General features: G+C 57.4%; 21 protein-coding genes and 1 other annotated feature. Of the genes, 3 read left to right on the top strand and 18 right to left on the bottom strand.

All coding sequences use genetic code 11. The features are described from left to right. Window positions 1-3 precede the first annotated feature (3 nt). Window positions 4-462: an NUDIX hydrolase gene (locus HYT31_03215; GenBank protein ID MBI2050792.1), complete on the top strand. Its 459-nt coding sequence runs from the start codon at window positions 4-6 to the stop codon at window positions 460-462. Between the two features lie 75 nt (window positions 463-537). On the opposite strand, the gene HYT31_03220 is transcribed toward HYT31_03215, so the two are convergent. Both HYT31_03220 and HYT31_03225 read right to left on the bottom strand, forming a co-directional pair. After that, entirely contained in the window at window positions 538-1,281 is a 744-nt protein-coding gene (locus tag HYT31_03220) for an rRNA pseudouridine synthase (protein ID MBI2050793.1), read from the bottom strand. 1 nt (window position 1,282) lies between these two features. Continuing rightward, window positions 1,283-1,849, bottom strand: coding sequence for a winged helix-turn-helix transcriptional regulator (locus tag HYT31_03225; GenBank protein MBI2050794.1), 567 nt, complete (start codon window positions 1,847-1,849; stop codon window positions 1,283-1,285). Between the two features lie 80 nt (window positions 1,850-1,929). On the opposite strand from HYT31_03225, the gene HYT31_03230 reads away from it, so the two are divergent. Then, entirely contained in the window at window positions 1,930-4,095 is a 2,166-nt protein-coding gene (locus HYT31_03230; GenBank protein ID MBI2050795.1) for a hypothetical protein, read from the top strand. A gap of 57 nt (window positions 4,096-4,152) precedes the next feature. On the opposite strand, the gene rplL is transcribed toward HYT31_03230, so the two are convergent. The 4 genes from rplL to HYT31_03250 all read right to left on the bottom strand — a co-directional run bounded on the left by rplL (window position 4,153) and on the right by HYT31_03250 (window position 7,454). Continuing rightward, window positions 4,153-4,584, bottom strand: a complete 432-nt coding sequence (gene rplL / locus HYT31_03235; GenBank protein MBI2050796.1) for a 50S ribosomal protein L7/L12 — start codon at window positions 4,582-4,584, stop codon at window positions 4,153-4,155. Window positions 4,585-4,628: 44 nt separating this feature from the next. Beyond that, window positions 4,629-5,150 (bottom strand): 50S ribosomal protein L10, encoded by a 522-nt coding sequence (locus HYT31_03240; GenBank protein MBI2050797.1) that lies wholly within the window; start codon window positions 5,148-5,150, stop codon window positions 4,629-4,631. A gap of 10 nt (window positions 5,151-5,160) precedes the next feature. Then, window positions 5,161-5,307, bottom strand: a sequence feature (ribosomal protein L10 leader region). 25 nt (window positions 5,308-5,332) lie between these two features. After that, window positions 5,333-6,379, bottom strand: a complete 1,047-nt coding sequence (mltG, locus tag HYT31_03245; GenBank protein MBI2050798.1) for an endolytic transglycosylase MltG — start codon at window positions 6,377-6,379, stop codon at window positions 5,333-5,335. A gap of 1 nt (window position 6,380) precedes the next feature. Beyond that, a complete protein-coding gene (locus HYT31_03250; protein MBI2050799.1) occupies window positions 6,381-7,454 on the bottom strand; it encodes a mannose-1-phosphate guanylyltransferase in 1,074 nt (357 codons plus the stop codon). Between the two features lie 101 nt (window positions 7,455-7,555). Here HYT31_03250 and HYT31_03255 point away from each other — a divergent pair, with 101 nt between their 5' ends. After that, the gene (locus tag HYT31_03255) at window positions 7,556-8,602 is read left to right on the top strand and encodes a hypothetical protein (GenBank protein ID MBI2050800.1); all 1,047 of its coding nucleotides are present in this window, start codon (window positions 7,556-7,558) and stop codon (window positions 8,600-8,602) included. Here HYT31_03255 and HYT31_03260 read toward each other — a convergent pair. From HYT31_03260 to HYT31_03315, 12 genes are all read right to left on the bottom strand, one after another. Beyond that, window positions 8,586-9,110: a phosphatase PAP2 family protein gene (locus tag HYT31_03260; protein ID MBI2050801.1), complete on the bottom strand. Its 525-nt coding sequence runs from the start codon at window positions 9,108-9,110 to the stop codon at window positions 8,586-8,588. The two genes, HYT31_03255 and HYT31_03260, sit on opposite strands and share 17 nt — an antisense overlap. Beyond that, window positions 9,107-10,687: a 2,3-bisphosphoglycerate-independent phosphoglycerate mutase gene (locus HYT31_03265; GenBank protein ID MBI2050802.1), complete on the bottom strand. Its 1,581-nt coding sequence runs from the start codon at window positions 10,685-10,687 to the stop codon at window positions 9,107-9,109. Before HYT31_03265 ends, HYT31_03260 begins: the two co-directional genes overlap by 4 nt. Before the next feature lie 9 nt (window positions 10,688-10,696). Further along, entirely contained in the window at window positions 10,697-12,268 is a 1,572-nt protein-coding gene (locus tag HYT31_03270) for a 2,3-bisphosphoglycerate-independent phosphoglycerate mutase (GenBank protein ID MBI2050803.1), read from the bottom strand. 16 nt (window positions 12,269-12,284) lie between these two features. Then, on the bottom strand, window positions 12,285-13,544 hold the full coding sequence (eno, locus tag HYT31_03275) for a phosphopyruvate hydratase (GenBank protein MBI2050804.1): 1,260 nt from the start codon (window positions 13,542-13,544) through the stop codon (window positions 12,285-12,287). 29 nt (window positions 13,545-13,573) lie between these two features. Then, window positions 13,574-14,731 (bottom strand): phosphoglycerate kinase, encoded by a 1,158-nt coding sequence (gene pgk / locus HYT31_03280; GenBank protein MBI2050805.1) that lies wholly within the window; start codon window positions 14,729-14,731, stop codon window positions 13,574-13,576. A 26-nt stretch (window positions 14,732-14,757) separates the two neighbouring features. Next, entirely contained in the window at window positions 14,758-15,903 is a 1,146-nt protein-coding gene (locus HYT31_03285; GenBank protein MBI2050806.1) for a cysteine desulfurase, read from the bottom strand. Window positions 15,904-15,955: 52 nt separating this feature from the next. Further along, window positions 15,956-16,312, bottom strand: coding sequence for a hypothetical protein (locus HYT31_03290; GenBank protein MBI2050807.1), 357 nt, complete (start codon window positions 16,310-16,312; stop codon window positions 15,956-15,958). 9 nt (window positions 16,313-16,321) lie between these two features. Then, on the bottom strand, window positions 16,322-21,148 hold the full coding sequence (locus HYT31_03295) for a hypothetical protein (protein ID MBI2050808.1): 4,827 nt from the start codon (window positions 21,146-21,148) through the stop codon (window positions 16,322-16,324). A 155-nt stretch (window positions 21,149-21,303) separates the two neighbouring features. Continuing rightward, window positions 21,304-21,462: a hypothetical protein gene (locus tag HYT31_03300; GenBank protein ID MBI2050809.1), complete on the bottom strand. Its 159-nt coding sequence runs from the start codon at window positions 21,460-21,462 to the stop codon at window positions 21,304-21,306. Between the two features lie 83 nt (window positions 21,463-21,545). Further along, a complete protein-coding gene (locus HYT31_03305) occupies window positions 21,546-22,172 on the bottom strand; it encodes a hypothetical protein (GenBank protein ID MBI2050810.1) in 627 nt (208 codons plus the stop codon). A 339-nt stretch (window positions 22,173-22,511) separates the two neighbouring features. Next, window positions 22,512-24,692: a hypothetical protein gene (locus tag HYT31_03310; GenBank protein MBI2050811.1), complete on the bottom strand. Its 2,181-nt coding sequence runs from the start codon at window positions 24,690-24,692 to the stop codon at window positions 22,512-22,514. A 3-nt stretch (window positions 24,693-24,695) separates the two neighbouring features. Further along, complete coding sequence (locus HYT31_03315; protein MBI2050812.1) at window positions 24,696-25,460, bottom strand: class I SAM-dependent methyltransferase; 765 nt, start codon at window positions 25,458-25,460, stop codon at window positions 24,696-24,698. Window positions 25,461-25,487 lie beyond the last annotated feature (27 nt).

The raw sequence follows: 25,487 nt of genomic DNA on the forward strand, positions 1-25,487 counted from the left end.
TACATGCAAGTTCACAATCCCGATTACTATAACGTTGCGCTCAAAATTATCTTAAAAAATAAAAAAGGGAAAATTTTAGTACTCAAAAACGCCGAAGAGACCGGGGAAGGTGATTATTATGATATGCCCGGGGGTAGAATTAACACGGATGAATTTACCACTCCATATGAAACACTTATTGACCGAGAATTAAAAGAGGAGATTGGAGGAGATGTAAAATATAAATTATCGCTTGATCCAGTTTCGTTTGGGCGACATGAATATTTTTCTGTACGTCAAAAAAAAGAAATCCGCGTATTCTACCTGCTCTTTGAGGCAGAATATATTGCAGGTGTCCCCATAGTATCTCATGAGCACAGCGGCTATAAATGGTTGCGCCTAGAAAATATTCCATTTGAAAAATACTTTATAAAGGGAATGCTTGAGTCTGTGAAGCGATACGCGGCAAATCAAAAATCTTGATTCACAAACAAGTATCTGATATAATGCAAACGTACTAGCGCAACTACAGATACCAGTTCAGAAAAACAGCCGATGCTATCGGCTGTTTTTCTTTTTGAGTGATGCAATCTCCTGCGGAGTAAGTTGCCGGTACGCGCCCTCCTTGAGGCCGCCGAGTTTGATCGGGCCCATGCGTACGCGCGTGAGGGATACCACGGATGCGCCGATGGCGTTGATCATCTGCCGCACCTGGTGCTTGCGGCCCTCGTGGATGGCGATGCAAATGAGGTACTGGCGCGCTCCAATCTTTTTGATGAAGCGCGTTTTGGCGGGGCTTGTTCTGCCGGTGGTGATCTTCACACCCTGCCGGAGCCGCTCCAGCCCTTTCTTGAGAAGCCCGGCTCCCCAGTTGCCCGGAATCTCCACCACTGCCTCATATTCTTTCTCGTGCTCAAACTTTGGGTGCGTGAGCTCGTACACGAGCTCCCCGTCGTTCGTGAGAATGAGGAGGCCCGTGGTATCAACATCAAGCCTGCCCACCGGAACGATCCGTTCCCGCGTTTTGACGATATCTAAAACTGTTGTGCGGCCGCGGTCATCATGCGCGGTTGAGAGCACGCCTTTGGACTTGTGCAGCAAAAAATAGACTTTAGAGCCTTCGTGTCCAAGCGGTTTGCCGTTTATGGTGATGCGGTCGCGCTGTACCTCAACCCGCGTTCCGAGTTTCGTGATCTTTTGGCCGTTGACCTTGACTCTGCCCGCACGGATCAGTTTTTCAGCGGCGCGGCGCGAGGCAGCCCCGGCGTCCGCAATTGCTTTCTGCAGCACCACTCCCTCCATGCTACACTCCGAGCTTGTTAATGACGGTAATCTTACGGCCGTTCAGAATGGTGAAGATGAACCTGTCCCCAAGCTCCACGCGGTGCTGAAACTCTTTTTTGTTCATGACCGTGTACTTTAAGTCGCGGCCGCTCTCTTTGAGGTAATTTTTTACGAACTGCTCCAGCTTGGGCTTTTGCACGCGGCCCACGATGAAAATGTCAACCGGCGATTCTGCCTGGCCCACGAACGAGCCGGCGAGCACTAAGAGGTCCATGGTGCCCACCTTCTCCAGCTGGCCGACCAGCTTCTGCTCCCCGAGCTCGCGCGACTTTAAGAGCAGGGACTTGAGCTCCGGCACCAGCAAAAAATCTTTGTTCACGCCGTAGTACTTGCGCTTGTCCTTTTCCTGGGACACCACAAGCCCCACGTCTTCCAGATTTTCCAGCTCCCGGCGCACTGAATTCAAATGCTCCCCGAGGATGCGGGCAAGCTCGCGGATGTAGTAGTCCCGTTCGTCCGTGGGGCCCGCCAAAAAGAGCTTTAGGAGCTTTACCCGAACCTTTGACCCGAAAATGTGCTCAAGCATACACAAAATTTGTTCACTGATAGCAGATGTAGTATAATACCTTGATACCCCCACGTCAACCACGGCCCCAAAAAAACAATATGAAAAGCCGCCAATCCACCATTGTTTCCACGGAGGTTTTAAGGCAGTCCGGAGCCCCGGGCACGCTTGAGGTGTTTGATCTCTCCCACGAGCGCGCCCGGGACAAAAAACTCGTGGTGCTTGTGGAAATAGAGATCTCAGACCGCGACAACGAAATCATCGTTGAGGATATCGTCCGGGAATTGGAGTACCAATTTTTTAACGCGCCCACCCAGGAAACGGAGTACGCGTTTGAAAACGCGCTCGCCAAGGCGAACATCAAAATCAAAGATACGCTGCTCGGGAAACCGAAAAACTGGCTGAACCGCATCCACATCGCGGTGCTCGGGCTCGCGGAGAGCGAGGTGCACCTCGCAGCAGTAGGCATGGTGCACGCATTTTTGGTGCACAACGAAAAAATCGTGGACGTGCTCAAATCTCCGAACGATGCATCCGCGCCCAACCCCATTAAGCTCTTCACCAACATCATAAGCGGCAAACTCACAAACGAAACCGCACTGGTGCTTACCAATGAATCCGTGCTTGACTACCTCTCGGTGGAGCGTATCCGGAAGTGCGCCCGGGAGTTTGAGGCCCCGGAGGCGTGCGCCGCGCTCACCGAACTCCTGGCGCGCGCGCCGAGCCACAAGCAGTTCGCCCTGGCGGTCGTCTCCCCCGCGCGCGCGAGCGTGGAGCCGCGCGAAACGGCGCGCCCAAGCGTACCCAAAGCGCGGTACGCGGAAGAGGCAACGCTGGCCGCCGAATACCAGCCCGCGCTGCCCGAAAGCGCGCCCTACCCCGAGGCGATCACGCGTTTTGAAGAAGGCGGACAAACAGCCCAAGCCGTTCTTGCGCGAATGGGGCAATATTCCCGGGCAGCCTTGACGTTTATGCTCGCGACACTCGCAAAGCTCCTGGAAGCGTTCCAGAGAGCGCTCAAACGCGCCATCCCGGCCATGGTGGCTTTTGAAAAAACCGTCGCAGCAAGCCTGAAAAACGGCAATACCCGATCCTATATGCGGCAGCGGATCAAAAATACGGCGGCCGCGTGGACCCGCAACCTTGTGTACGGGCAATCTAAAAAACGGAAGCTCGCCGGGCTCGCCGCGGTGGCGCTGGTACTCGTGTTCGCGGGGAGCATCGCAGTGCGCGCGCGCCGGCAGAACCAAGAAAGCCGGATTGCGGAATTTCAGGGGCGCATCGCGAGGGTTGAACAAAAGGTGAGCGAGGCGGAAGCGTCCCTCATCTACGGAAACAAAATCAAATCCCAAACACTGCTTGCCGAAGTGCAGGCCCTGATTGCCGAGCTTGAGCGCGAATTTCCGGACGAGGAAGCGCGGTACCAGGCGCTCGCGGGCGCCATCGCAACACTTCAGAATAAGAGTGAGAAAAAGCAGCCTATAAGCGACATTGCGACTGTTGCAACCATCATTCCCGCGCCCATTTCCGCGAACGAATCCGGGCTTGCCGCGCTCGGAGAAACCATATTCTTCTACGACGGGGTGCAGGAAAAAATCGCGAGACTGGATGCCGAAAACGGGCTCCTGCTTTCGCTCGCCCTTACACCCTCGGGCATGGCCCCGTTCAATACCGCGCTTCCCCTTGAGGGAAGCGCTATCGCGGCCCTGGCTCCGCAAGCCGCGCTCATTGTGGACGCGGATGGCGAAACCGTAGCGCGCCAGGAATTCCCCTATGCCCCGGAGAGCGCCAAGCCGTTCGCCGCGTACGGCACCAGTTTGTACACGTGGAGCGCTGAAGAAAACCAGATTATCAGGTTCAGGCGGGCCGGAGCAGGCTTTACCGCGCCCCAAAAGTGGCTCACCGGAGAGTACGAGTTCGCCACCATGCAAGACATTGCGGTTGACGGATTCGTTTACCTGCTGGACTCCCAGGGCACCATACACGCGTTCCTGCGCGGGAGCCTGAACAAGACCATCCCCTGGGGCGCGATTGAACTGCCCGGAGACTACGTGCGGCTCTACACCACGGAACAAGGAACCCGGCTGTATGTCCTGGATCCCGCGTACAGCCGCGTGGTGATCACGAGCAAAGAGGGTGAACTTCTGACCCAGCTCACCAACCCCATTCTGAATGATGTGACGGACCTTGCGATTGGCGCGGACGAAAAGAGCCTGTACGCGCTCGCCGGAGACAAAATCTACCGCATCAACATTCCGGACTACTAACCAAAAAACACCGGGGAGCCGTGCGGCTCCCTGGTGTTTTTGTAATGCGCGGAACAATTATTTGAGTGCAACCGTGGCGCCCGCTTCTTCCAATTTCTTCTTCAGAGCCTCGGCGTCTTCTTTCTTGACGCCTTCTTTTACGATCTTCGGAGCGCCGTCAACCAAATCCTTGGCTTCTTTCAAGCCGAGCTCCGTGACCTCGCGGACCGCCTTGATAACCGCGATCTTGGTGGCACCGGCGCTCACGAGCTCAACGTCAAACGTTGACTTCTCTTCCTCGGCCGGAGCAGATGCGGCTGCGGCTCCCGCCATCATCATAGGAGCTGCGGCTGACACGCCGAACTTCTCCTCCAAAATCTTTACGAGCTCCGAGAGGTCCAAGACGCTCATCTGCTCTATTTTTTCAACGAGGTCCTTGAACTTTGCCGGAACCTCTGCTTTCTTTTCGCCCTCTGCCGCGGCAATAGGCTGCTTTGCTTCGTCTGCCATAGTATGTCTCCTTAAGTTATGGGTGATAGATGAATAAATTGACGTTATGCTTTTGCGTCCCGGATGCCTCCCAGCACTCTTACCAGGGCGCGGATCGTTCCGGCGAGCACATGCACAAACCCGGAAACCGGGGCATTGATTGAGCCCGCGAGCTTACTGTACAGCTCCTGCTTTGAGAGGAGCTTTGAGAGCGCCACAACCTGCGCCTCGCCAATGAACGCACGCTCCATGATGCCGCCGTAGAGTCGTAACGCTTCGTTCTCCTTTTGGAACTGCGCGAGCACCTTGGCCGCTGACACCTCATCCGAGAGGGCAAACGCGACTGCCAGGCCTTCGCCCAGATTTTTGACGTCTACCTCAAGCTTGGCTTCGTCCAAGACCCGCTTAATAAGGGTTTTTTTGATGACCTGAAACGCAACCTGCTCGGCCCTGAGCTTCCTGCGGAGCTCGGAGAGCGCGGCCACGGACAGGCCGTGGTAGCCCACGAACACCATTGATTTGGCGTCTTTGACGTATTGGCTCGCCTCTTTGAGCGCCTCTTCTTTTTGCTTTCTTGTTTTTGGCATATGGCGTGGATGAGACAAACTAAAAAATCTGCGGAAATTCCGCAGACGGGGCATAACAGCTGATCAACCGCAATGGGCTCTACCTGCTGCTTGTTCCTCGGCAGGTCATTGAGCTCCGGAGAGCGCCTGCTGTCTGCGGAAACATAGGTTTAAGGGCATACTACTACAACCCGGGAATGGTGTCAAGGCTGCCGCAAGTGCCGCGCTTTTGCGGCGTTGTGCTCCCGAAGGGTGCGGCTGAATATGGTCTCCCCTTCCGGGGTTGAGAGAAAGTAGAAATAGTCGGTTTTTGCCGGGTATATGGCTGCCTGGATTGCAGAGGCCCCCGGGTTTCCGATGGGCGTGGGCGGCAGGCCGCGGTACTTGTAGGTATTGTAGGCGGAATCAATCTCAAGCTGTTCCAAGGTCAAAGCCGGCGAATCGCCGCCAATGATGTAGTTGAGCGTCGCGTCTGACTGCAGGGCCACACCGCTCTCAAGGCGCGACCAGAAAATGTCCGAGACGATTGCGCGGTCAGATTCGTGCGGCACCTCGGCCTCAATGATGGACGCCATGATGAGCACGCTGTAGAAATTTTTGCCCTGCCGCACGATCTCCTCCCGCAGATCCGCGGTGAACTCTGCATCAAAGTGCGCGACCATTTTTTCTATCACGTCCCGGGGCGCGGCGTCTGCGTACACCTCATAGGTGTCCGGGAACAGGTACCCCTCTAATGGGGCTGCCGCGGCCCGGTACACCAGGGGCTGGTGGCGGCCTACAAGCTCATTGTAAAAATTGTTGTCCGCGGAGCCGAACGCGCCGGGTACGCCCGTAAGCCGCAAAAACTCGCCTTGGGGAAAAAGCCCCTCGCGTTCCAAATACGCCGCAATGTCGCCGATCCCCCACCCCTCAAGAATGATAATGGTGCGGACGTCCTGGCGAGCGCCGCTCGTGAAGAGCGTAATGAGGCCGGACGGAGAAACGCGTTCCGGCAGGTCAAAGGTCCCGGCTAAAAATCGGCTCTGCTTCTGTTTGAGCCACACCAGGGTCCTGAACCAAAAATCGCTCCTGATGATGCCGCGCTCGGCAAGTTGCGCGCTTATCTCTTTGACCGGGGTGCCCGGGGACACAGTAAATGCGCGGAACTCGCCTGGGACCGGAACGCTCCCGACGAGACGGAATGAGACGTACGCCGCGGATACAACCGCGAGTGCGGCAAGGGCTATGATGGCGCGTGCCTTTGGGGCCATACTACAAATACTCCTTCTTGCCTCGCAGGACAAGTTCCGCGACCAGGGCCTTTACCTCCTGTGCGCGGCCTTTATCCGCCAACAGTATCACATCGCGCGTCTGCACCATCACCAGGTTGCGCACGCCGAGCGAGGCGACCAGCGTGCCGGGTTGCGCGGAAAAATAGTTGTTGCTTGAGTCCAGCAGGACGGATTCCCCAACCACCGCGTTACCGTCGCGATCTTTCTCGGACATTTCAGAAACAGCGCGCCAGTGGCCGATGTCAGACCACTCAATGCGCGTGGGGATCACCAAGCGCTTGCCCGTCTTCTCCAAGATCCCGCGGTCAATGGAAACGGAGGGCAGTTTGGGGAACTCGCGCTTGATGGCGGCAGTGCGGCCGCGGCCGGTGACCCTCGCGATTGCCGAGAGCGGGCCGTAGTGTTTGGGAAGATGCATGCGGTACAGTTCCAAAAGCGCGCCAACCTTCCACCCAAACCATCCCGGATTCCAGAAATAATTTTTGTCGCGTACAAACCGCTCCGCAAGCGCTTGTTTCGGTTTTTCTATAAAGCGTTTGACCGAGTACACCGAGTGGCCGGCAAGCCGTACAACTTTTTTGTTCAGCTGGATGTAGCCGTATCCGGTTTCGGGGTACGTGGGCGGAATGCCGAAGAGGAGCGTGTGCTCCGGGTAGCGCAGAAGCGCGCTGTGTGCAGCGTGGATGGCGGAAACGAACGGCTGCTCATCCGGAATCCATGCATCAGCGTGCACCGAGATGAGCACCTCTTCGGGACAGCACTGCGCAAGGAGCGCCGCGGCAAGCCCGATGGCTCCGGCTGAATCCCGGCGCACCGGCTCAACGAGCATATTCTCGCGCGGCAGGCCCGGGAGCTGCCGCGCGACTGACCGCGCGTGCGCTGCTCCGGTTGAAACCAAAATATCCCGATGCGAAACCACGCGGCGTACTCTCTGGAACGTCTGCTGCAGAAGCGTACCCTTTCCTAAAATTGTTTGAAGCTGCTTGGGGCGCTGTTCGCGTGAGAGCGGCCACAGCCTCCTTCCAACGCCCCCGGCGAGAATGACGACTTTCATGAAAAGATTGTAGCATCTCTTGACTTTGTGTTCAAGGTGTGCTATACTTACCTTATTGTTTCCTCGCGAGACCCGTGTTTAACCCAAAAAAACACGGGTTTATGTTTATATCACTATTCTCCAACCTACTACTCTCGTTTCCCCTCTGGAAACTCTGGAAACGCGGCCTTGCGAATTGTGCGGCCCTCTCCATTGCAGGGGGCATTCTGTTTGCGCCGGCCATAGCCCTTGGGGCGAGCATTGAGGCCTCTGACCTCATCCTCTTCACCAACCAGGAGCGCAAAGCGCTCAAGCTGCCGGAGCTTGTCCCGAACCACGACCTCACCCAGGCGGCCCGGGCAAAAGCCGCTGACCTCTTGGAACAATCCTACTTCAGCCACACCACCCCCCAAGGAAAACCGTTCTACGAATGGATAGAAGAAGCCGGCTACCGCTACCTGTATGCCGGCGAAAACTTAGCCATTGATTTTGCGGACTCCCGCGCCCTTATGGCCGCCTGGATGAAGAGCCCAACGCACCGCGCCAACATCGTAAATGATCACTATACGGACATAGGCATTGTGGCGTTGCGGGGCGCGTGGGACAACAGGGAGACGACCGTGGTGGTGCAGCTCTTCGGTTCCCTGCTTACGGATGCGCCCACGGTGCTCGGACAGGCCTTTGAAAACGCGAGCGCGGGATTGGGGCTGCGCCGGGAGTCGCTCGCAACGCTCGCCGCGGATTTGGTGCTCCTGCCGAGCCTTGCCGGCAACCGCTACTTTGACGTGATGGTGCGCCCGAAGAACACTGCCACGCTCGCGGCATCCAACCTCTCGCCGCAGGCAATCGCGCAAGTTCCGTTCACAAAAATTGTACAAAACGAAACGTACCAGACCCTGCTCAAAGCAAGCTCCGAGTGCTGCTACCCCGAGACTGCGTTCGCGCTCACCGAAGAACGCTACGGCGCCCTTGCCTCCACCCCAATCTCCTACCCCACGCTTGCGTATGTGTTCTCGCGCGTGGCCGGCACGGCATCCGGAGCGCTCCCGGCGTTTCCGCAAACGCTCGCAACCAACCTGGCCATCGCGGGCATTGCAGCCCTGCTGCTGCTCGCGGCGTTTGAAGCGGAAATCAGGCGGGAGTTTCTGCGGCTCAACGCGAAACGATAGCGCGCACCCGCGCAATACGCAGGGACAACCGGACCGCGAGAGCCGCGCCAAGGCCCACCAGCGCGCCAACTGCCGCATCCTCAACGAAGTGGACGCCGGCAAGCACGCGTCCCACGGACACCAAAAACGCCATGCCCAAAAATAGCCAGGCGTTTTTTTGTTTCATCAGGGCATAAGCGCACCCGAGCGCCCACGCGATTGCGGCATGGTCCGAGGGGTACGAGCCCCCTAAGTGCGCGGTGCTGATGAGAGCATGCGCAACCTCGCCCGAAACAAACGGCCGGGGGCGGACGATTAGGAAGCCAATCAGCGCATTAGCGCCGTACGCAAGAAGGGCGCTCCCAGCAAGGAGTATTGCCGCGCGGCGCGTGGTCCGGGCGCGCCAGAGCGCGATCAAAAGCAAAACGGCCATCACCCATATCAAATAGGACGCCAAAAAAACAACCAGGGATTCGGGCAGGCGCTCTCCCGCCTCAAACAGGGCACGGCTTGCGGATGGGCCAATCATACGAGCGAGCGGGAGGCCATGTCCGCGGGAATGGGCAGGCCGAGGATAGTGAGGATGGTCGGGGCAACGTCCGAAAGCACGCCCCCAACCGTCATCTGGTGCAAGGCGAGATCGCGCTCAAGCGGTTCCGCGCGCTTGAACGCGTCCCCCACCAGGGTGCACGGCACCGGATTGGCGCTGTGCTCTTTGATGATGTGCCCGTTTTCCCAATTCACCATCTCTTCCGCGTTTCCGTGGTCAGCGGTTATGATGAGCACACCGCCCCGCTTGGCAACGGCGCGGGCGACCGCGGCAAGGGATTCGTCCACCGTGCGCAAACCCTGGATGGTTGCCGCGAGGTTGCCGGTGTGCCCCACCATGTCCGCGTTCGCGAAATTGGCGATGATCACGTCGTGCGCCCGGGACTGGAGGGACTCAAGGATCTTCCTGGTGATGTCCGGGGCAGACATCTCGGGCTTGTCCGCGTACGAGGCAACGCCCGCGGAGGGCACGATCACGTTCTCCTGGCCTTGGTAGCTCTTGTCCTCGCCCCCGTTGAAAAAGTAGGTCACGTGCGCGTACTTTTCGGTTTCCGCGATATGGAGCTGTGAGAGCGAGGCTTCGGAAAGCACGCGCGAAAGCGGGTACGCAACGATTTCTTTTTTGAACGCGACCCGCACCGGAAGGTCCAGGCCGTAGGAAGACATGGCCACGAAGTAGAGGTCCGAGAGCAGGGTCCGGGGAAACTTATTGAACCCCGGCAGCACGAACGCGGCAGTGAGCTCCCGGGCGCGGTCCGGCCGGTAGTTCGTAAAAATCACTGAATCCCCGGGCTGGACCCGGCTGGTGCCGGGATCTCCCGGATGGGAGATGGCTGCGGGAACAAACTCCTCGTCGTACACCCCGCGTCCGTAGCTTGCCGCAAGCGCGGCAAGCGCGTCCGGAAACGTTTCCGCGGACTCGCCGCGCGCCATGGCGCGGTACACCTGCTCAATCCGGTCCCAGTGGTTGTCGCGGTCCATGGCCCAGAACCGCCCGGAGAGGGTGGCAATGGTTCCGGCCCCGAGCCGCTTGATGGCTTTATCAAGCTGCTTGAGGTAGGTTGCGGCGCTATTGTACGGCGTATCCCTGCCGTCCAGGATGAGGTGCAAAAAAACCCGCGAAAGCTTTGCCCGCGCAGCCAGTTCCAAGGTGGCGTAGATGTGGTCCGCCTGCCCGTGGATCCCCCCGTCAGAGAGGATGCCCGCAATGTGCAGACTGGAATTATGCTTCTTGCAGTGCGCAATGGCCCCCGCGAGCTCCGCGTTCTCAAAAAAGCTTCCGTTCTCAATGGCCTGGTTGATGCGCAACACGTCCTGGTACACGATCCTGCCGGCCCCGAGGTTAAGGTGCCCCACTTCGGAGTTGCCGGGCTCGCCCCAGGGCAATCCCACCGCCTCGCCGCTCGCGGCGAGGCTGAATGTCTGGTACTGCTTGAGCAAGGAGCCGTAAAACGGCAGGCGCGCCTCGGTGATGGCGTTGCCGCGCGAAGGAGGGGCAATCCCGAACCCGTCCAGAATCACGAGCGCGAGCGGTAGGTTGTTGGCGGATGCGGGCATAGAGGGGGCTTACGCCTTAAACAGGCTCTTGCCGGTCATCTCCTCGGGCTTCCGGATGCCGAAAAGGTCCAGGATAGTGGGGGCCACATCCCCGAGGATCCCCTCCTGGCGCACCCGGGGCAGGGCAGGCCTGCCCGCGGATTCGGCGGGCCAGATCCAGCACGGAACCTGGTTCTTGGAGTGCTCGGTGTCAACGCGCCCGCTGGACAAATCTTTCATCTCCTCAATGTTGCCGTGGTCCGCGGTCACGATGAGTACGCCGCCCCTGCGCGCAACCGCATCAGCAACCGCGCCCACGGCCGCGTCCGTTGCCTTAAGCGCGATCCGTGCCGCCGCAAAGTCGCCGGTGTGCGCCACCATGTCCGTGGCCGCAATGTTCGCGGCCACAAAATCATACCCCTCGGAAAGGGCGCGCACGATTGCTGCCGCGATTTGGGCGGTTGCCATTGCCGGAGCCTGGTCGTAGCGGTCAACCGCGGGCGACGGGATCATGAGCCGCTTTTCGCCGGCGACCGGATCCGCGTACCCCCCGTTGAAAAAGTACGTCATGTGCGCGTACTTTTCGGTTTCCGCGATGTAGAGCTGGCGCTTGCCCGCGAGTACTGCGGGCAGGGTGCGGGTGACGTCTATGCTCGGGTAAGCCGTGAGAATGCCTTCCAGGTCCGGCCCGAAGTCCGAAAGCGCCACAAACTTCAGATTTTTTATGACCTTTTTTGGCTTGAACGTTTCCGAGTTCTTTCCGATGAAATCTTTCTGCACAAAAGGCTTGGTGAGCTGGCGCGCCCGATCCGACCGGTGGTTGAAAAAGATGATGGAATCGTTATCTTGGATCGTGCCGATGGCCCTGCCGCCCTCGCAAATGACTGTGGGCTCTATGAACTCGTCCGTAACGCCATTTTCGTAATTTGCGTCAAACACTGCAAGCGGCTCTTGGGCGCAGGGCCCCTCGCCCAAGACAATCGCGTTATAGATCCGCTCGGTCCTTGCCCACTCTTTTTTGCGGTCCATGGCAAAGAACCGGCCCGTGATGCTCGCGATTGCCTGGCCCGGGGCGAGCCGCCGCGCGAGGGACGCGCAGAGCTCGCGTCCCGCGCGCGGCGAAGAGTCCCGGCCGTCCGTGAACAAATGCACGTACACGCGCTCCACGCGTTCCCGGGACAGGAGTGCAAGCAGCGCGTACAGATGCTCGGGCGTTGCATGCGCGCTCTGGCCGTCCGAGAGCATGCCCATCAAATGCACGCGTGAGTTATTCCGCTTGGCATGGCCAATGGCTTCGCGGAACGCGGGATTTTTGTTAAAAGTGCCATCCGCGATTGACTCCGAAATGATCACCGGGTCCTGCTTGACCACCCTGCCCGCGCCCAAATTAAGGTGCCCTGCCTCGGAGTTCCCGTCCTGGTCCTTGGGCAGGCCAACGTACTGGCCGTGCGCCCAGAGCCGCGCGGTCCGCGACTCGCCCTCTATTTTATTGAACAAGGGCAGCTCGGTTCTTGTGATGGGATTTGATTCGGAATCCGGAGCAAGCCCAAAGCCGTCCAGGACGAGCAGCACGACCGGCCCTAAAATTTTTGTGTTCTGCATAGTATGCGTACTGATATTATGCGGACTGGCGCTCTATGTCCATAAGCCTATTATACTTTGCAACGCGCTCGCCTCGCGAGGGGGCGCCTGCCTTGAGGTACTCTGCCCCAGAAGCCACGGCAAGATCACTGATATATGCGTCATTTGTTTCTCCGCTGCGGTGCGAGACAACCACGATGATGCCGTGCTTTTGCGCGAGCTTGATGACCTCCATAGTCTCGGAGAGCGTGCCGATCTGGTTTGGTTTGACGAGAATGGCGGTCATGGCCTTCTCTGCTATCCCCTTTTCCAGCCGCTCTTTGTTGGTGGCGAGAAGGTCATCCCCAATCACCATAATACCTTCCTTCGCAACGCTGCCCGTGAAAGCGCGGAACGAATCCCATGCGTCTTCGCTAAACGGGTCCTCAATGCTCGCAAGCTGGTACTCGCGAATCCACCGGCTGTAGAGCTCCCCGAGCGTTTCCGTGGTGTACGTTTTTGCGGGCGGGGCAACGGTGTACGCTCCATCAGTATAGAACTCGCTCGCTGCCGCGTCTATGCCCAAGGCCACGTCTATGCCCGGGGTAAAGCCCGCGTCTATGATGCTTGAGCCGAGCAGGTGGAACATGTCCTCCACGTCCGGGACGTCCGGAGCATACCCTCCCTCATTGCCCACGTCGCTGTCCAGGTCGCGCTTGACCAGTTCCCTCCCGAGCAGGTGGAAAATCTCGCTTCCGATTTCAATTTTTTCGGCAATTGTTTCCCCGGCGCGCGGGATGATCTGGAACTCCTGGACCGTAAGATTTGTGTCCGCGTGCCTGCCGCCGTTGACCAGGTTCATGATGGGAGCGGGCATTGAGGCGTGGCGCTTGAATCCAAACGTCTCCTGCAGGGAACGGTAGAGCGGCAGGCCCCGCCCAACGGAAACCGCGCGCGAAACCGCGAGGGAAACCGCGAGAATGGCATTTGCGCCGAGCTTGGATTTGTTCGGGGTGCCGTCCAAGCGGTTCATAATGCGATCAATGCGTTCCTGATCCTCTCCATCTTCGCCAAGCAACGCTCCCGCGATTTTGACATTCACGTTGCTGCACGCCTTGAGCACGCCTTTCCCGGCATACCGGTCCGGATTGTTGTCGCGCAGCTCAAGGGCCTCGTGCGTGCCTTTAGACGCGCCCGAGGGCACGGCTGCCGCGGCTTTAGCGCCGTTTAAGAGGCGGACCGTAGCCATGACCGTGGGCTCGCCCCGCGAATCCAGTATTTCCCCGGCTTCAATGTGAGTTATGGCAAACTTATTCATAATTTACAACTCCTGCACACCTCTTATTATTACAAGGAAACAGCCGCGAGTCCTGGCATATCTCCGCCGACTAAGAACGTAAGCATAGCGCCTCCGCCGGCTGACACAAAACCAAACTGATCAATCAATCCGAGCCGTTCAATGAGCTCCACGGTTTCCCCGCCTCCGGCAAGGGTGCGGCTACGCCGGTTCTTTGCAATGGCCCGGGCAACCTCCTCTGACCCGCGGGCATAGGCGCTCTCTTCAAAGGCGCCCAAGGGGCCGTTCCATAGGATGGTTTTTGCCTCGGCAATGCGCTGTACAAAAAGTTTGGTCGTTTCCGGGCCGATATCAAGCACCGCCTGGTTGGAACTGACCGCCCCAATGCCAACGACTTTTCCGCCTGCGGCAACCGCGTCACTCGGAAGCACGAATGCCTCCCCGGAGAGTTCGGACGCTCTGTTGAGCATGGCCTCTTCCACGAGCGACGCTCCCATGGAAACTCCGCGGCTTGCGAGGATTGTGTTGGCGAGCGCGCCTCCTATGAGGATGCTCTGGCTCACGCGCGCGAGTAGGGAGAGCAGTGGAAGCTTGGTGGAAATTTTTGCTCCCCCGACCACGGCGACGAACGGCTCCTTGATGCCGCCTAAAAACGACTCAAGCTCTTCTGCCTCGCGGGCAAGCGCCGGGCCCGCGAACGCCTGGCTCAAGGCGCGGGGCAGGAGCACCAAGGACGCGTGCGCCCGGTGGCTTGAGCCGAACGCATCATTCACGTACACCTCGCCCCATTGGGCGAGCTTTGATGCAAATCCTGAATCAGCGGCTTTCTCCCCGGGGTTAAAGCGGAGATTTTCCAGCATCACGAGGTCCTGGTCGCGGTGGCCCGAAGGCTCAACACTGCTGTCCTCAACAAAGGCAATGGGCTCATCCAGCCCTTCGGCGCGGCAAAGCTCCGCAAGGCGGTCGCACACGGGCGCGAGCGAGTGCTCCGGCGCGGCAGTGCCCCCGGGATTGCCGCGGTGGCCCATCATGACCACTTGCTTGGCGCCGAACGAAAAAAGTCCAGAAAGAGTCGGGACAATGCGCTCTAACCGCAAATCGTGGAACTCGTCAACCCTGCCATCGCTCCCTACGGCAACGTCCAAATCGCACCGCAAAACAACCCGTTTTCCCCGAATGTCTTCTTGTGTATAGCGCGCGAATTCCATGCGCTAAGTATAGCAGAAAGCGCGTGCTACCTCAATTTTCTAATCTCCTCGGAAAGTACGGGTACCAAACGCTTAAGGTGCCCGAGCCGGGTGGATGCGCCCAGGGTTATGCGCAGGCTCCCTTGGGCCGCGTTTTTATCCAGTCCGCAGGCAAAAAGCACGTGCGAAGGGTCCAGGCTCCCTTCAGAGCACGCGGAGCCGCTTGAGCACCAGAATCCGCGCTCCGAGAGGCGCAGCACCAGGTGCTCGCCGGAAATCCCGGGAAAGCAGAATGATGCGCTGTTTGGGAGGCGCTCGGACGGATGGCCGGTCAATAGTGTGTCTGGAATCCGGGACATGACTTCCTTGATGAGCCAGTTGCGCAGTTTTGACAAACGGGCGGCTTCTTTCTCCCGATGGCTCTCCGCGCGCTCAAGCGCGATTGCGGCGCCGACAATTCCAGGCACGTTTTCCGTGCCTGACCGTAACCCCCGCTCGTGCCCGCCGCCCTGCATCTGCGGCGAGACGTGCGTGCCGCGTTTAACATACACTATGCCCGCGCCCTTGGGGCCGTAGAACTTGTGCGCCGAGAGGCTCATCAAATCAATGTGCAGCTTATTGGCAGCAAGCGGCAAAAGCCCCGGAGCCTGCACCGCGTCCGTGTGCATGAGGATCCCCTTTTTCTGCACCAGGTTTCCGATTGTTGCAATGTCCTGGATGGTGCCGATCTCATTGTTCGCGTACATGATGGATACCAAAAATGTATCATCGCGGATTGCGGCTAAGACATCCTGAGGATTCACGCGGCCGTACGCATCAACCCCGACAATGGTGGCTGATACGCCGCGCATTTTGAGGCGCCCAACAACTTCCAAGACGCTCGCGTGCTCAATAGGGCTCGTGATGATGTGGCCTTTGCAGCCATGCGCTTCCGCAACGCCGGCAAGAGCCAGGTTGTTTGATTCGGTTCCGCCGGACGTGAACACCACTTCATCCGGATTGCAGCCAAGAACACCCGCGATTTTTTGGCGCGCCGCAGCAACTGCTTTTTTCGCGTTATGCCCGCTTGAGTGGATGGATGAGGGGTTTGCGAACTCTTCGGAGAAATACGGCCGCATTGCGGAAAACACCGCCCTGTCAAGCGGCGCAGCGGCTGCATAATCCAAGTATACGCGTTGGCGTGCCTGAAACATACATCTGAACTCTAGTTCAGATGCGGCAAAAAATCAAATAACGTAACGCGCGCTACTCAAGGCTCTTTGACCATGCAACGCACGCCTGGTAGTTTTCGCTCTGCTCGCAGTAGCCCGCGCACTCTTCCCAGTTCCTGCACCCCGCGAGCTGGGCTATGGGGAACGGCGCTGTTTTGGCGTCTACCGCTTCAAACGGGTTTTGGTAGTATGGGCCCGCTCCAGTGCCGAGCACGCGCGTTACAGGTACGGTCGTTGCCAAAGCGCGGTTCACCGCCTCCTCGGAGAACTCAAAGAGCGCAATGCTGTATCCCCAGACTCCGCCGACAATCAAGAAAGCCGCCGCGATAACCGCGGAGAGGAACTTTTCGTTCAACGATGCGATGGAGAATGATGTGATGTGGCGTTTCATAATTGCGCGTTAGAGGCCTAAGAGTGATTTGATGGGCGCGAACACGCGGAACGGGTTAAAGCCGGATCCAGAGGAACCCCGCTTAGTGGAAGCTCCCTGCACGGTCCCGCAGTCAGCCGGGCAGGATGACGTGGTTTCTCCGGTGCCGCAGTATGCGTTGCCGCACGTTTCCGAGGTATAGGAACTACTCCCGCAGTCGCCCGGGCACTTGGAAGAATCTTCCCCGTTGCCGCAAACGCCATCGCAACTCGGGCCGTAATCATAGCTGCCGCTTCCAGTGCTTCCACTGCTTCCGCAGTCGCTCCAGCACGACGTGGATGTTTCGCCGCTGTCGCACGCGCCATTTCCGCAGTATGATCCCGAACTTCCGCCCGTGGCGCCGGTGCTGGAACAGCCGGTTGCGGGCGTGGCGGCACAGGAATACAGGGTTCCGTTCGCGGTGTAGTAATTGAGCATGGACGAATCAAAACAGTTGCCGTCCGAACCCATAGTGTGCCAGCCGCTCCCGTATTTGGTGTCACAACTAGAGGTTGTTGATGTCGTGCCGCCGGTGAATGCGGAACAGCCAGGGTCCGCCGCATCAATGAAGCCATCAGCATCATTATCAACGCCGTCCGCGCATTTGAGCTGCGTGTCTTCGTAGCTGCTCGCCGCCGTTCCGCACCCGGATGATGAGTAATAGCAGTAGCTCGTTGAACCACTGCTGGTACTGGCGTACCAGCAACAATTTGAGGCAGCGGTGCACGACGCCTGGCCAGCATACGAACCGCATGAGCCATACTGGCCGCTTGAGCCGCCGCAGTCGCTTGGGCAGCTTGAGTACGATTCATTGGACTCGCACACGCCGTCGCTGTCGCAGAATGAGCCGCTTCCCCCGCTCGTGTACGCGGAACAGCCCGGGTCCGCCGCATCAATATAGCCATCAGCATCATTGTCAACGCCGTCCGCGCATTTGAGCTGTGTGTCTTCGTAGCCGCCGCTCGTGGTTCCCCCGCAATCAGCAGGGCACGACGTGGAAGATTCGCTGGAACCGCAGATGCTGTCCCCGCACGTGTCGGTCCTGCACGCCGTAGGGCAGCCCGTGCTGCTGTAGGTACAGCCACTCGGGCACTTTGAATAGGAGCACGAGTAGGAGCCCGTGTTGTTGTTGTACGCGTTGATGGGGCACACCCCGCCGGAAGAGAGGCAGCTCGCCGGGCACCCGGTTGAATCGTAGTTGCACCCATTCGGGCATGCCTTGTAGTTGCACGTGGTTCCGGTGGTCTGGTTGTTGTACTGGTTCGCCGGGCACGAAGGGGCGGTGTAGCAGCCCGTGGTACAGCCGGTTGAATCATAGCTGCACCCTGACGGGCACTTCTTGTAACTGCACGAGTAGCCGCTGGTATAGTCGTTAAACTCAGTTGCCGGGCACGAAGTTGTTGTGCCGGACTTGCAGTCGCTCGGGCAGGACGACGTGGTTTCTCCGCTTCCGCAGAATCCATTGCCGCATGTCTCCTTTACTTCTACTTCACTGGCGCCAGAACAATCCGGAATGCCGAAGTTCCTCCAGTCTCCGTCATCCCCTGCGTTGGATTTCCAGGAAAAATTCGCTTTTGGAACCTTGGTGCACTGCGCGGCAACGCCTGCGATGAAGCTTATGTACTCGCTGTCCGTGCGGTTCAAAATGTATGAGGTTTCAGTTTGGCCGTCGCTGAACTTCCAGGTCTTGCTCACCCAATTCTTGCTGCCCGGGTCTTCTGGGGCTTTCTCCGGGGCTGTGCACTTGCCCAGGAACTGGTCGTAATAATCCCCCGGGGCGCAGGTTGGGGAGCAACCCTTGGCGCAGCCAAAATTATCGTACAAGCAGTAGCTTGAGCCGCTACACGAGGGCGTGCACGAGAGCGGGCAGTTGCCCACCACCGAACTGTCCTGCCTGCAGTACCCACTGTCGTCCCACACCCAGCCGCGCTCGCACGAGCCCTTGCTTGGTGGTACGTAATCACTGCTGTTCAGGCACTTCTTGATCTGCTGTGCCCAGAACTGGCCCTTGGCGCACTCCTGGATAAAGGTTCCGCACTGCCCAAAGTATTTAACCGCAACGCCGCGAGCGCGCGCCTTGCAGTCATTGTCATAGGTGGCGTTGTCGCTGCCGCACACCGGACTGTAGACATCCGGGCAACCAGTTCTTCCCGTTGACTGGATGCACTCGCCGAATCGGGCGCACCCCTGCGAATCTTTGACAATGTCGCGCACCTGCCCCTCGGGACACCCGAGCGGCGATTGCGCCGAAAGGTCCGGGCAAATGGCTACCTGCTGTATGCACGAGGGCTGGCCGCAGGGATCCCCGGGCCGGGGTGGAACAGGCTGTTCTCCGGGATTGCACGCCCGCGGCGGATTGTAAACCGCCGGACAGATGAGCGTCTGTTCGCAATACCCTCGGCTTGAGTTCCACCGCTCAAAAGGACCGCACTGCGCAAAACCAACCGGTGGACGGTAGTAGGGGTCAACCGCGCACGAAGTTCCATTCCAGTACTGGCCAGCTGCGCATGAAACACTCGCCAAGTCAATCTCATTTTGGTACACGCACTGGTTGCGCCCCTGGTCAAAAAAGCCGCCCGGGCCGCAATCCTTGAACGTGTGTTCAACCGTTGCCCACTCGCACCCCCGAACCCCGGGGTTCGCCGTACAGTACTGCTCGCACTGCTCCGGGGTAGTGCACTTGCCGGCCAGGGGGTTGTTCTCTTTGAAATCTTTCCGCTCCCGCTCAATGCGGTTGCGCTCCCGCACCAAGTCGTCCGCCAGGCGCTCTTTTTCGTGCCGCGCCTCCTGCTCCAAAAACGTCAGCTGTATCTGGCGGCACGCGCTGTCGCACCAGGGGTCATTTTGCATGCGAGCCTCAAAAATCCGCTTGCGCTCGCCAAACACCTCGTCAGACCGCGATACCTGATTATTGATTTTTTCTTCCCACAGCGCCTTTCGGGTTCCAAAGTCTTCCCAGGAAATATCGTTGAGCTTCTCAAAAAATGCCTCCTCTTCCTGGCGCTGGACACGGTCCACCTGGAAGTTCACCTCCCGCTCTTCATAGTCCAGCGCGGCCCGCGCAATCTCCCGCTCGCGCTCAAACTTCTGCTGTTCAACCTTGCGGACCTTGAACTGCAAGGCATCCTGGAATCCGCTGTCGCGGGCCCTGATGTCGTTGATGACGAACTCCGGCACGTCAAAGAACCGCTCGTGGAACCGGTCAAACGCTGCCGGCTCGGAAACGTCCTGCATGAACACTTTGTATTGTTCCGTGTTCTTGCGCACGAATTGGTCCTGGAACTCATCTCCAAACTGCAGATCCGCAAGAATCGCCATGTCAGAGGGATCCAGGGTTGCCACCTGGTTCAAAAACCGGTCCCCTTGCCGGCGATACTGGCTCTCAAACTGCTGGGTCATGGCCTGCTCTATCTGGTCCAAGAACTCCCGCTTTGCCGGGTCGGCTTGAACATCCTGTTCAAGGGAAGCAATCAGCTTAAAGGTCTTTGGAGAGGGATTGTTCAAAAAGTCGTCAGAGAGTTTTTGAAACCTCGCTGCCTGGTCCTGGGACTCGGCATCCTTAAACCGCTGCTTGAACGCGTCAACCGAACGGCTGTGCACCCCCTCAACGAGCTTGAATTCCTCCGAATCGGCGCTCATGCGGTTCTTAAACTCATCAAGCACAACCAAGTCCGCAACATCGTCGGTATCAAAAGACCGAAAGAACCGGTCAGAAACCTCGGGGTCGTCAATAAGGGAGAGCTTGTCCTCAAACTTGCGGACCGCAATTTCCTTGGCCTCTTCTATCTTTGCGAGGATGTCGTCCGAAATGCCGCTTGACCGCTTGATTTCTTCCAGGATCCCGAGGAGCCGCGTTTCATCAATGGCCGCGTGCTCCAGGTACTGGGAAAACTTCTGGCCGCGCACGGCCTCGGGAATGTTCTGGATGCGGATCTCAAACTTTTGGATGGTGTTCTTTTTGGCCTGCGCAATCGCGTCTTTAACCGTAGCCGGAGCGCTGTCCCGCATGGCCTCAAGGATTTCCAAATTCTTAAGCTCCTTAAACTCGGACCCGGCCTGCTTGTCAAAGGCGCGCGTCATGCGGACGCGGACCTGATCCGGCTCATCTTCCACTCCGGCCAAGAGCTCGGTAAAATTTCCAATGGTTTTTTCCTTGGCGTCCGAAACATGCGCCACCACCTGCTCAAGCCCGGCATCCGGCTCCTCGCCCGTATCCCGCGCAAGCTGGCGCGCTTTGACTGCCTCGTCCGAAATGTCCTCCAGCACCTGCCGGTGCTTGATCTGCTTGTCCGCCACCTCGTCCAGCACGCGCTCCACCTCAAGCGGGTTGTCGGCCTTGGCGCTCTTGAGACGGGCCGTGGTCGCCCGCACATCCTCAAACTTCTTCTCAAACCGATCAATGGCGCGGTTCAGCGCGCCCGGATCCACTTGCGAAACACCTCGCTCATCAACCATCTGCTTGACCTCGGAAAGCTCCTGGTTCGCGTGCTTGAACTTAAGCTCCGCGTCCGCGACCGAGTCAAAAGTGAACGCCTCCTGGATGCCCCAGCCAAAACGCTTGAACACGTGCAGAGGGTTATCAGGCAGGATGCGCGCCTCGCTGGTTCCCAAATCTTGAAGGCTGACACTGAAGTCCTGCACCACCTCAAGCGGAGGCTCATTTGACTGGGCTGCGGTCTGGGTAGCGCCGTCAGAAACCGGTTCTTGAGTTGCAGATTCAGCATCGCCCGCAGCCTGGTCCTGTACTGCTTGGTCTTGCGCCCCCGCAATCCCAACAAACAAAAAAGCCGCTGACAACGCGGCTACGAAAACAGACAACAACGAAAATCGTGTTGTTTGGCGGTTTAAGCGTACACTACAATATGTGCCAACCCCCATGTGTTTTATTTTTGATTTCTTTTAGGTTGTGAGTGAAGAGGTACACTACTATTACACCACATGCGCGGTGTTTGCACAAATGGAGTTGTGGATAACTACGCCTGGGGACTTTTGACCTCAATCGGCAGTGTAAATGTAAACATACTCCCCTTGCCCTCGCCCTCTGATTCGGCCCAGACGCGGCCGCCGTGCGCTTCTATAATTTTTTTGGCGATGAAAAGCCCTCTTCCGGACCCACCGGAAAATTTTGACAAAAAACCAACACGGAATTTTCATTAACTCGGCAAGAGAAATTTAACAATCAACGACCTCGGGCAGCAATGTCCAAGGTCGTTTTTTACAGCGTCTTTATCACTCCTTCAATTTTCTCTCGATCGGCCGTATTAAAATGACAGGTATCAATAAAGTGAGTATATTTTCCCGGCTCAACAGACAGCTCTCCAGCTACATACCGTTGCAATGCCACGAACTCATTCATATTCATGAGCAGCTTTCCATAACAATCACTGGCACGCATATGTACGTGAATATCAAGCTTTCCGTCAATAATCTGAAACCATAGGATCTGTAAGCAAGGAGCTATGGATCCATGAATATCCACTTCTTGTTTCCAAATAGAGGCTTGCGCTCGTTTTCCGTTTGGTTTTTCTCTGAGATATTCAATAACATTTTGAATTTGATTTGGCTCACTGTCAAACAGGCGTTTGCGATATATCTTGGTCCAGTCATGGGTTACTTGATCTGCATGCTCACCTGTCAGTAAGTAGTGGCTAATAGTATCTACCTGGCCTTTCGGCATACCAAAACGAATATCAAACAAATCTTGAATCGCATCTTCTACCTCAATAATCATCGCTTCATCGCGGAATATTTCGTCATTCTCCGTGGCGCGGCCATTGTTATACAAGTCTTTCATGGCTTTTCGCCATGCCTGGCTGATAGTTGCTGTTTTTATGGTAAGCATTATACTGAATTCATAGTTGGTTAGGCAGTACTGCGTCCATGCCAGGGGCTAGCGGAACTCTTTTTAGTATACAACCTCTGGCGCGGAAAGGAAATCACACAATGGAGCCATATATCGGTATCACCGGATTTACCACAAGGAAACAAACGGTGGTGATTGCCGACGGACTCTCGGCTGGTACTATTACGTTCCTTGATCCTTTGACCATGCATTCCTCTAAGTTAAGTATTGATGCCGAAAGTCGGCTGCGGACCGCAGATGATGAGCTCGATATAGAACGCTGTCGTGCGTATATAATTCAATCATTGAAATTTTTTAGCAGATTTGGTGCGGCCACTCTTATTCCACCGCAATCGGCAACGTAAATGTGAACATGGAGCCCTTGCCCTCGCCCTCTGATTCGGCCCAGACGCGGCCGCCGTGCGCTTCTATAATTTTTTTGGCGATGAAAAGCCCGAGGCCCGATCCGCCGGTGTGAATGCGCGTGGTTGCCTCTGCGCGCGTGAACTTCTGGAACAGCCTGTCCATTTCAATGGGGTCAATGCCCATTCCCGAATCCCGCACCTCAAACGTGATGAGCGACTTTGAGCGCGCAAGCCGCACGTTGACCCATCCGGTATCAGTGTACTTGATGGCATTGTCCACCAGGTTCATCATCACGTCGTGGATCTTGTCCCTATCAAGGCTCATCGCGGGCAAAGGCCCATCCGGCTTCTGCACCGTAAGCTCTAATCCCTTGGTCTTTGCCTGATGCTGCAAGTCCCCAACCACCTCATCCACGATCTCCTCAAACCGGACGCTTGACTTGGTGAGTTCCAGCCTGCCCGTCTCAATGCGCGACACGTTCAAAAACACGTCAATGAGGCGCGTGAGCCGGTCCGAGGAGCGGAAAATGCGCTCCAATTCTCCGCGCTGTTCCGGAGTGAGTACTCCGTAATCGCCATCCAAAAACATGGACACATAGCCCTTGATGCCGGTGAGCGGAGTGCGCAATTGGTGCGCGGCGATGGAGAGGAACTCGGATTTTGACTGGTCCAGCTGCTTTAAGTGGGCGTTTGCAACCTGCAGTTCCGCGGTCGCATCATCCACTTCTTTCTTGAGTTTGACCGCGAACTGCTGGGCTTCGTCGTAGAGCTTGGTGCGGCCCAAGGCGGTCGCCATCTGCGGGGCAAGCACGTCAAACGCATCAATAAGTTGCCTATCAAAAATATCTTTGGAAAGTTTTGGCCCCAATGCCACGATGGCAACCAGATTCCCCTCAACCATCACGCGCCGCGCAAGCGAAATGTCCAAGCCGTGGAGTTCATCAACAAGGAGCCCAATCCGCGCGTACTCGCCCTTGGTCGGAGCCTCGTTCTGCTCAAGCTCAACCTCTTCGGCCACGAGCACCGGCTCGCTTGAGAGCGCGGAAACGAGCGTTGAACCGGCCGCAATGGCGCCCGTATCCCCGGCAAGCAGGGCATACCCGCCGCTCGCCTCATCCAGGATGTAGACGCGCGCGTGGCGCACCTTGAGCCGCTCTTGAAGCATCATGGACACCGCGCGCACCAAACCCTCCTGGCTCACCTCCTCGGAAATGGACAGGCCCATGTCGCGCAAGAGCTTCTGGTAATCCGGCTGGCCGCGGAAAAAAATGTTCGCCGTGATTGTGGCAAATAGCCGATCAAACGGGTCGTGTAAAAAGATGACTAAGAGCGCGAGCACGCCCCCCACCAAGAGCGACTGCGTGCTGAATAGGTCCCTGCCGAACGCGCCGAACGCGAAGAGTACAATCTGCACGAACACGAACGACGTTGCGAACGAAAACGCGTACTGCAGCAGGCGGCTCGCGACCAGCCGAATGCTCATAAGCTTGTACCGCACAATGGCAATGGCGATGAACGTAATCAAGAAGAGCGTAAACAAAGGCCCGAGCCAGATGTAGCGGTAGTCGCCGACCAAGGGCAAGATGAGGTTCGTGGTTGCGCCGCCTGCGGTGGTGATGAGCGTGCCCAAGAGCACGTACCGAATCTGCAGCTTCCGGATGCCGATGGACTCTCTGCCTTTGCGCCAGAGCAAAAAGAACGCAATGCCCATGTACATGATAAAGTACACAGTGTACACTACATACCCCCACCCAAGTATCACATCCTTGCCCCAGGGCTGGATGAACAGGGCCTCAATGTGGAGCGGGGTGAAGACCATGATGCAGATGGCGAGGAACGGAACTCCGAGGGCCGCCTCGGAGAGGCGCGAGATGGGGTTCTTGGCGTACGGGAACGCGCGCGCAAACAGCAGGAACACGTATGCGATGAATGCCGCGGAAATGTAGTAGAGCCGGGCCCAGTTGAGGGCGTGCGAGAGCGTATCCGTGCTCTCAAAAAACGCCAATCCGAGCGACCAGCCGAAGATGCCCAAGGTTACCAGGCCGAATGCTACGTTGATGCGGCTCCTCGCGAGGCGCGCGAAAATCAAAAACCCAAGGACAAGGTTGAGCCCTCCAAACACCAGCAAAACTATGTCCCTGGGGTCAAACGCCATAGGCTAGGTTTTTTTTGACGAGAGCACCAGCGCCTGGTTCGCAAACGAGTATGCGGTCCGGGTGCTTGAAAATCCGGCTTCAGAAAGCAGCTCAACAAACCGCGCTTCCGGCAAAAACTGGTACTCGCCCTTTTTCCCTTTTTTTTGTATCTTGAGCGCGTACCGCAGGATCGCCGGGCCGTAGAAGAGGTTGTAGTACTTGCGCGGATCAAAAATTTCGCGCCACGAAGCCGCGAACACTCTGGCGAAGTTGACCCGGTATTTTGGCGTGCTCCACACGAACTGTCCGCCAGGCTTGAGGATGCGGCGCACTTCGCGGAAGATGGCGCGCAAAGACTCTATGCCCTTATTGCCCTCGTGCTCCTCAATGTAGGTTAACACCAGGCTTGCGGTTACTCCATCAAACGAATTATCTGCAAACGGCAGGCGTTTTGAGAGGTTATGTTTGACTAAGGTGATGTGGTGCTCGCTCGGCGCGGGCTCAAGCGCGGGAAGGCGCTTGCGGAGATGCTCAAGCATTACGTCCGTGAGGTCCAGAGCCACAATCTCTTTAACGCGGCCACCTGACTTATTCCAAATGAGGTCAACTAAGGCACCGGAGCCGGTTCCCAAATCAAGCCACCGCTCCCCAGGTTTCGGGTCTATGTATTCTGCTATCTGTTTGAGCAGTTTTTTGTACGGAGTTGCATCCTCAAGGTACGGATAGATTGACCCATACTTGGGCCCCCAAAACTGTTCGTCTGTGGTGAGATGTTGTTGTGTAGCCATGCGTTGATTATACTAAAAATACCTCTT

The sequence above is a fragment of the Parcubacteria group bacterium genome (genome assembly GCA_016181765.1).
Taxonomy (GTDB): Bacteria; Patescibacteriota; Patescibacteriia; order UBA2169; family UBA2169; genus CG10-46-32.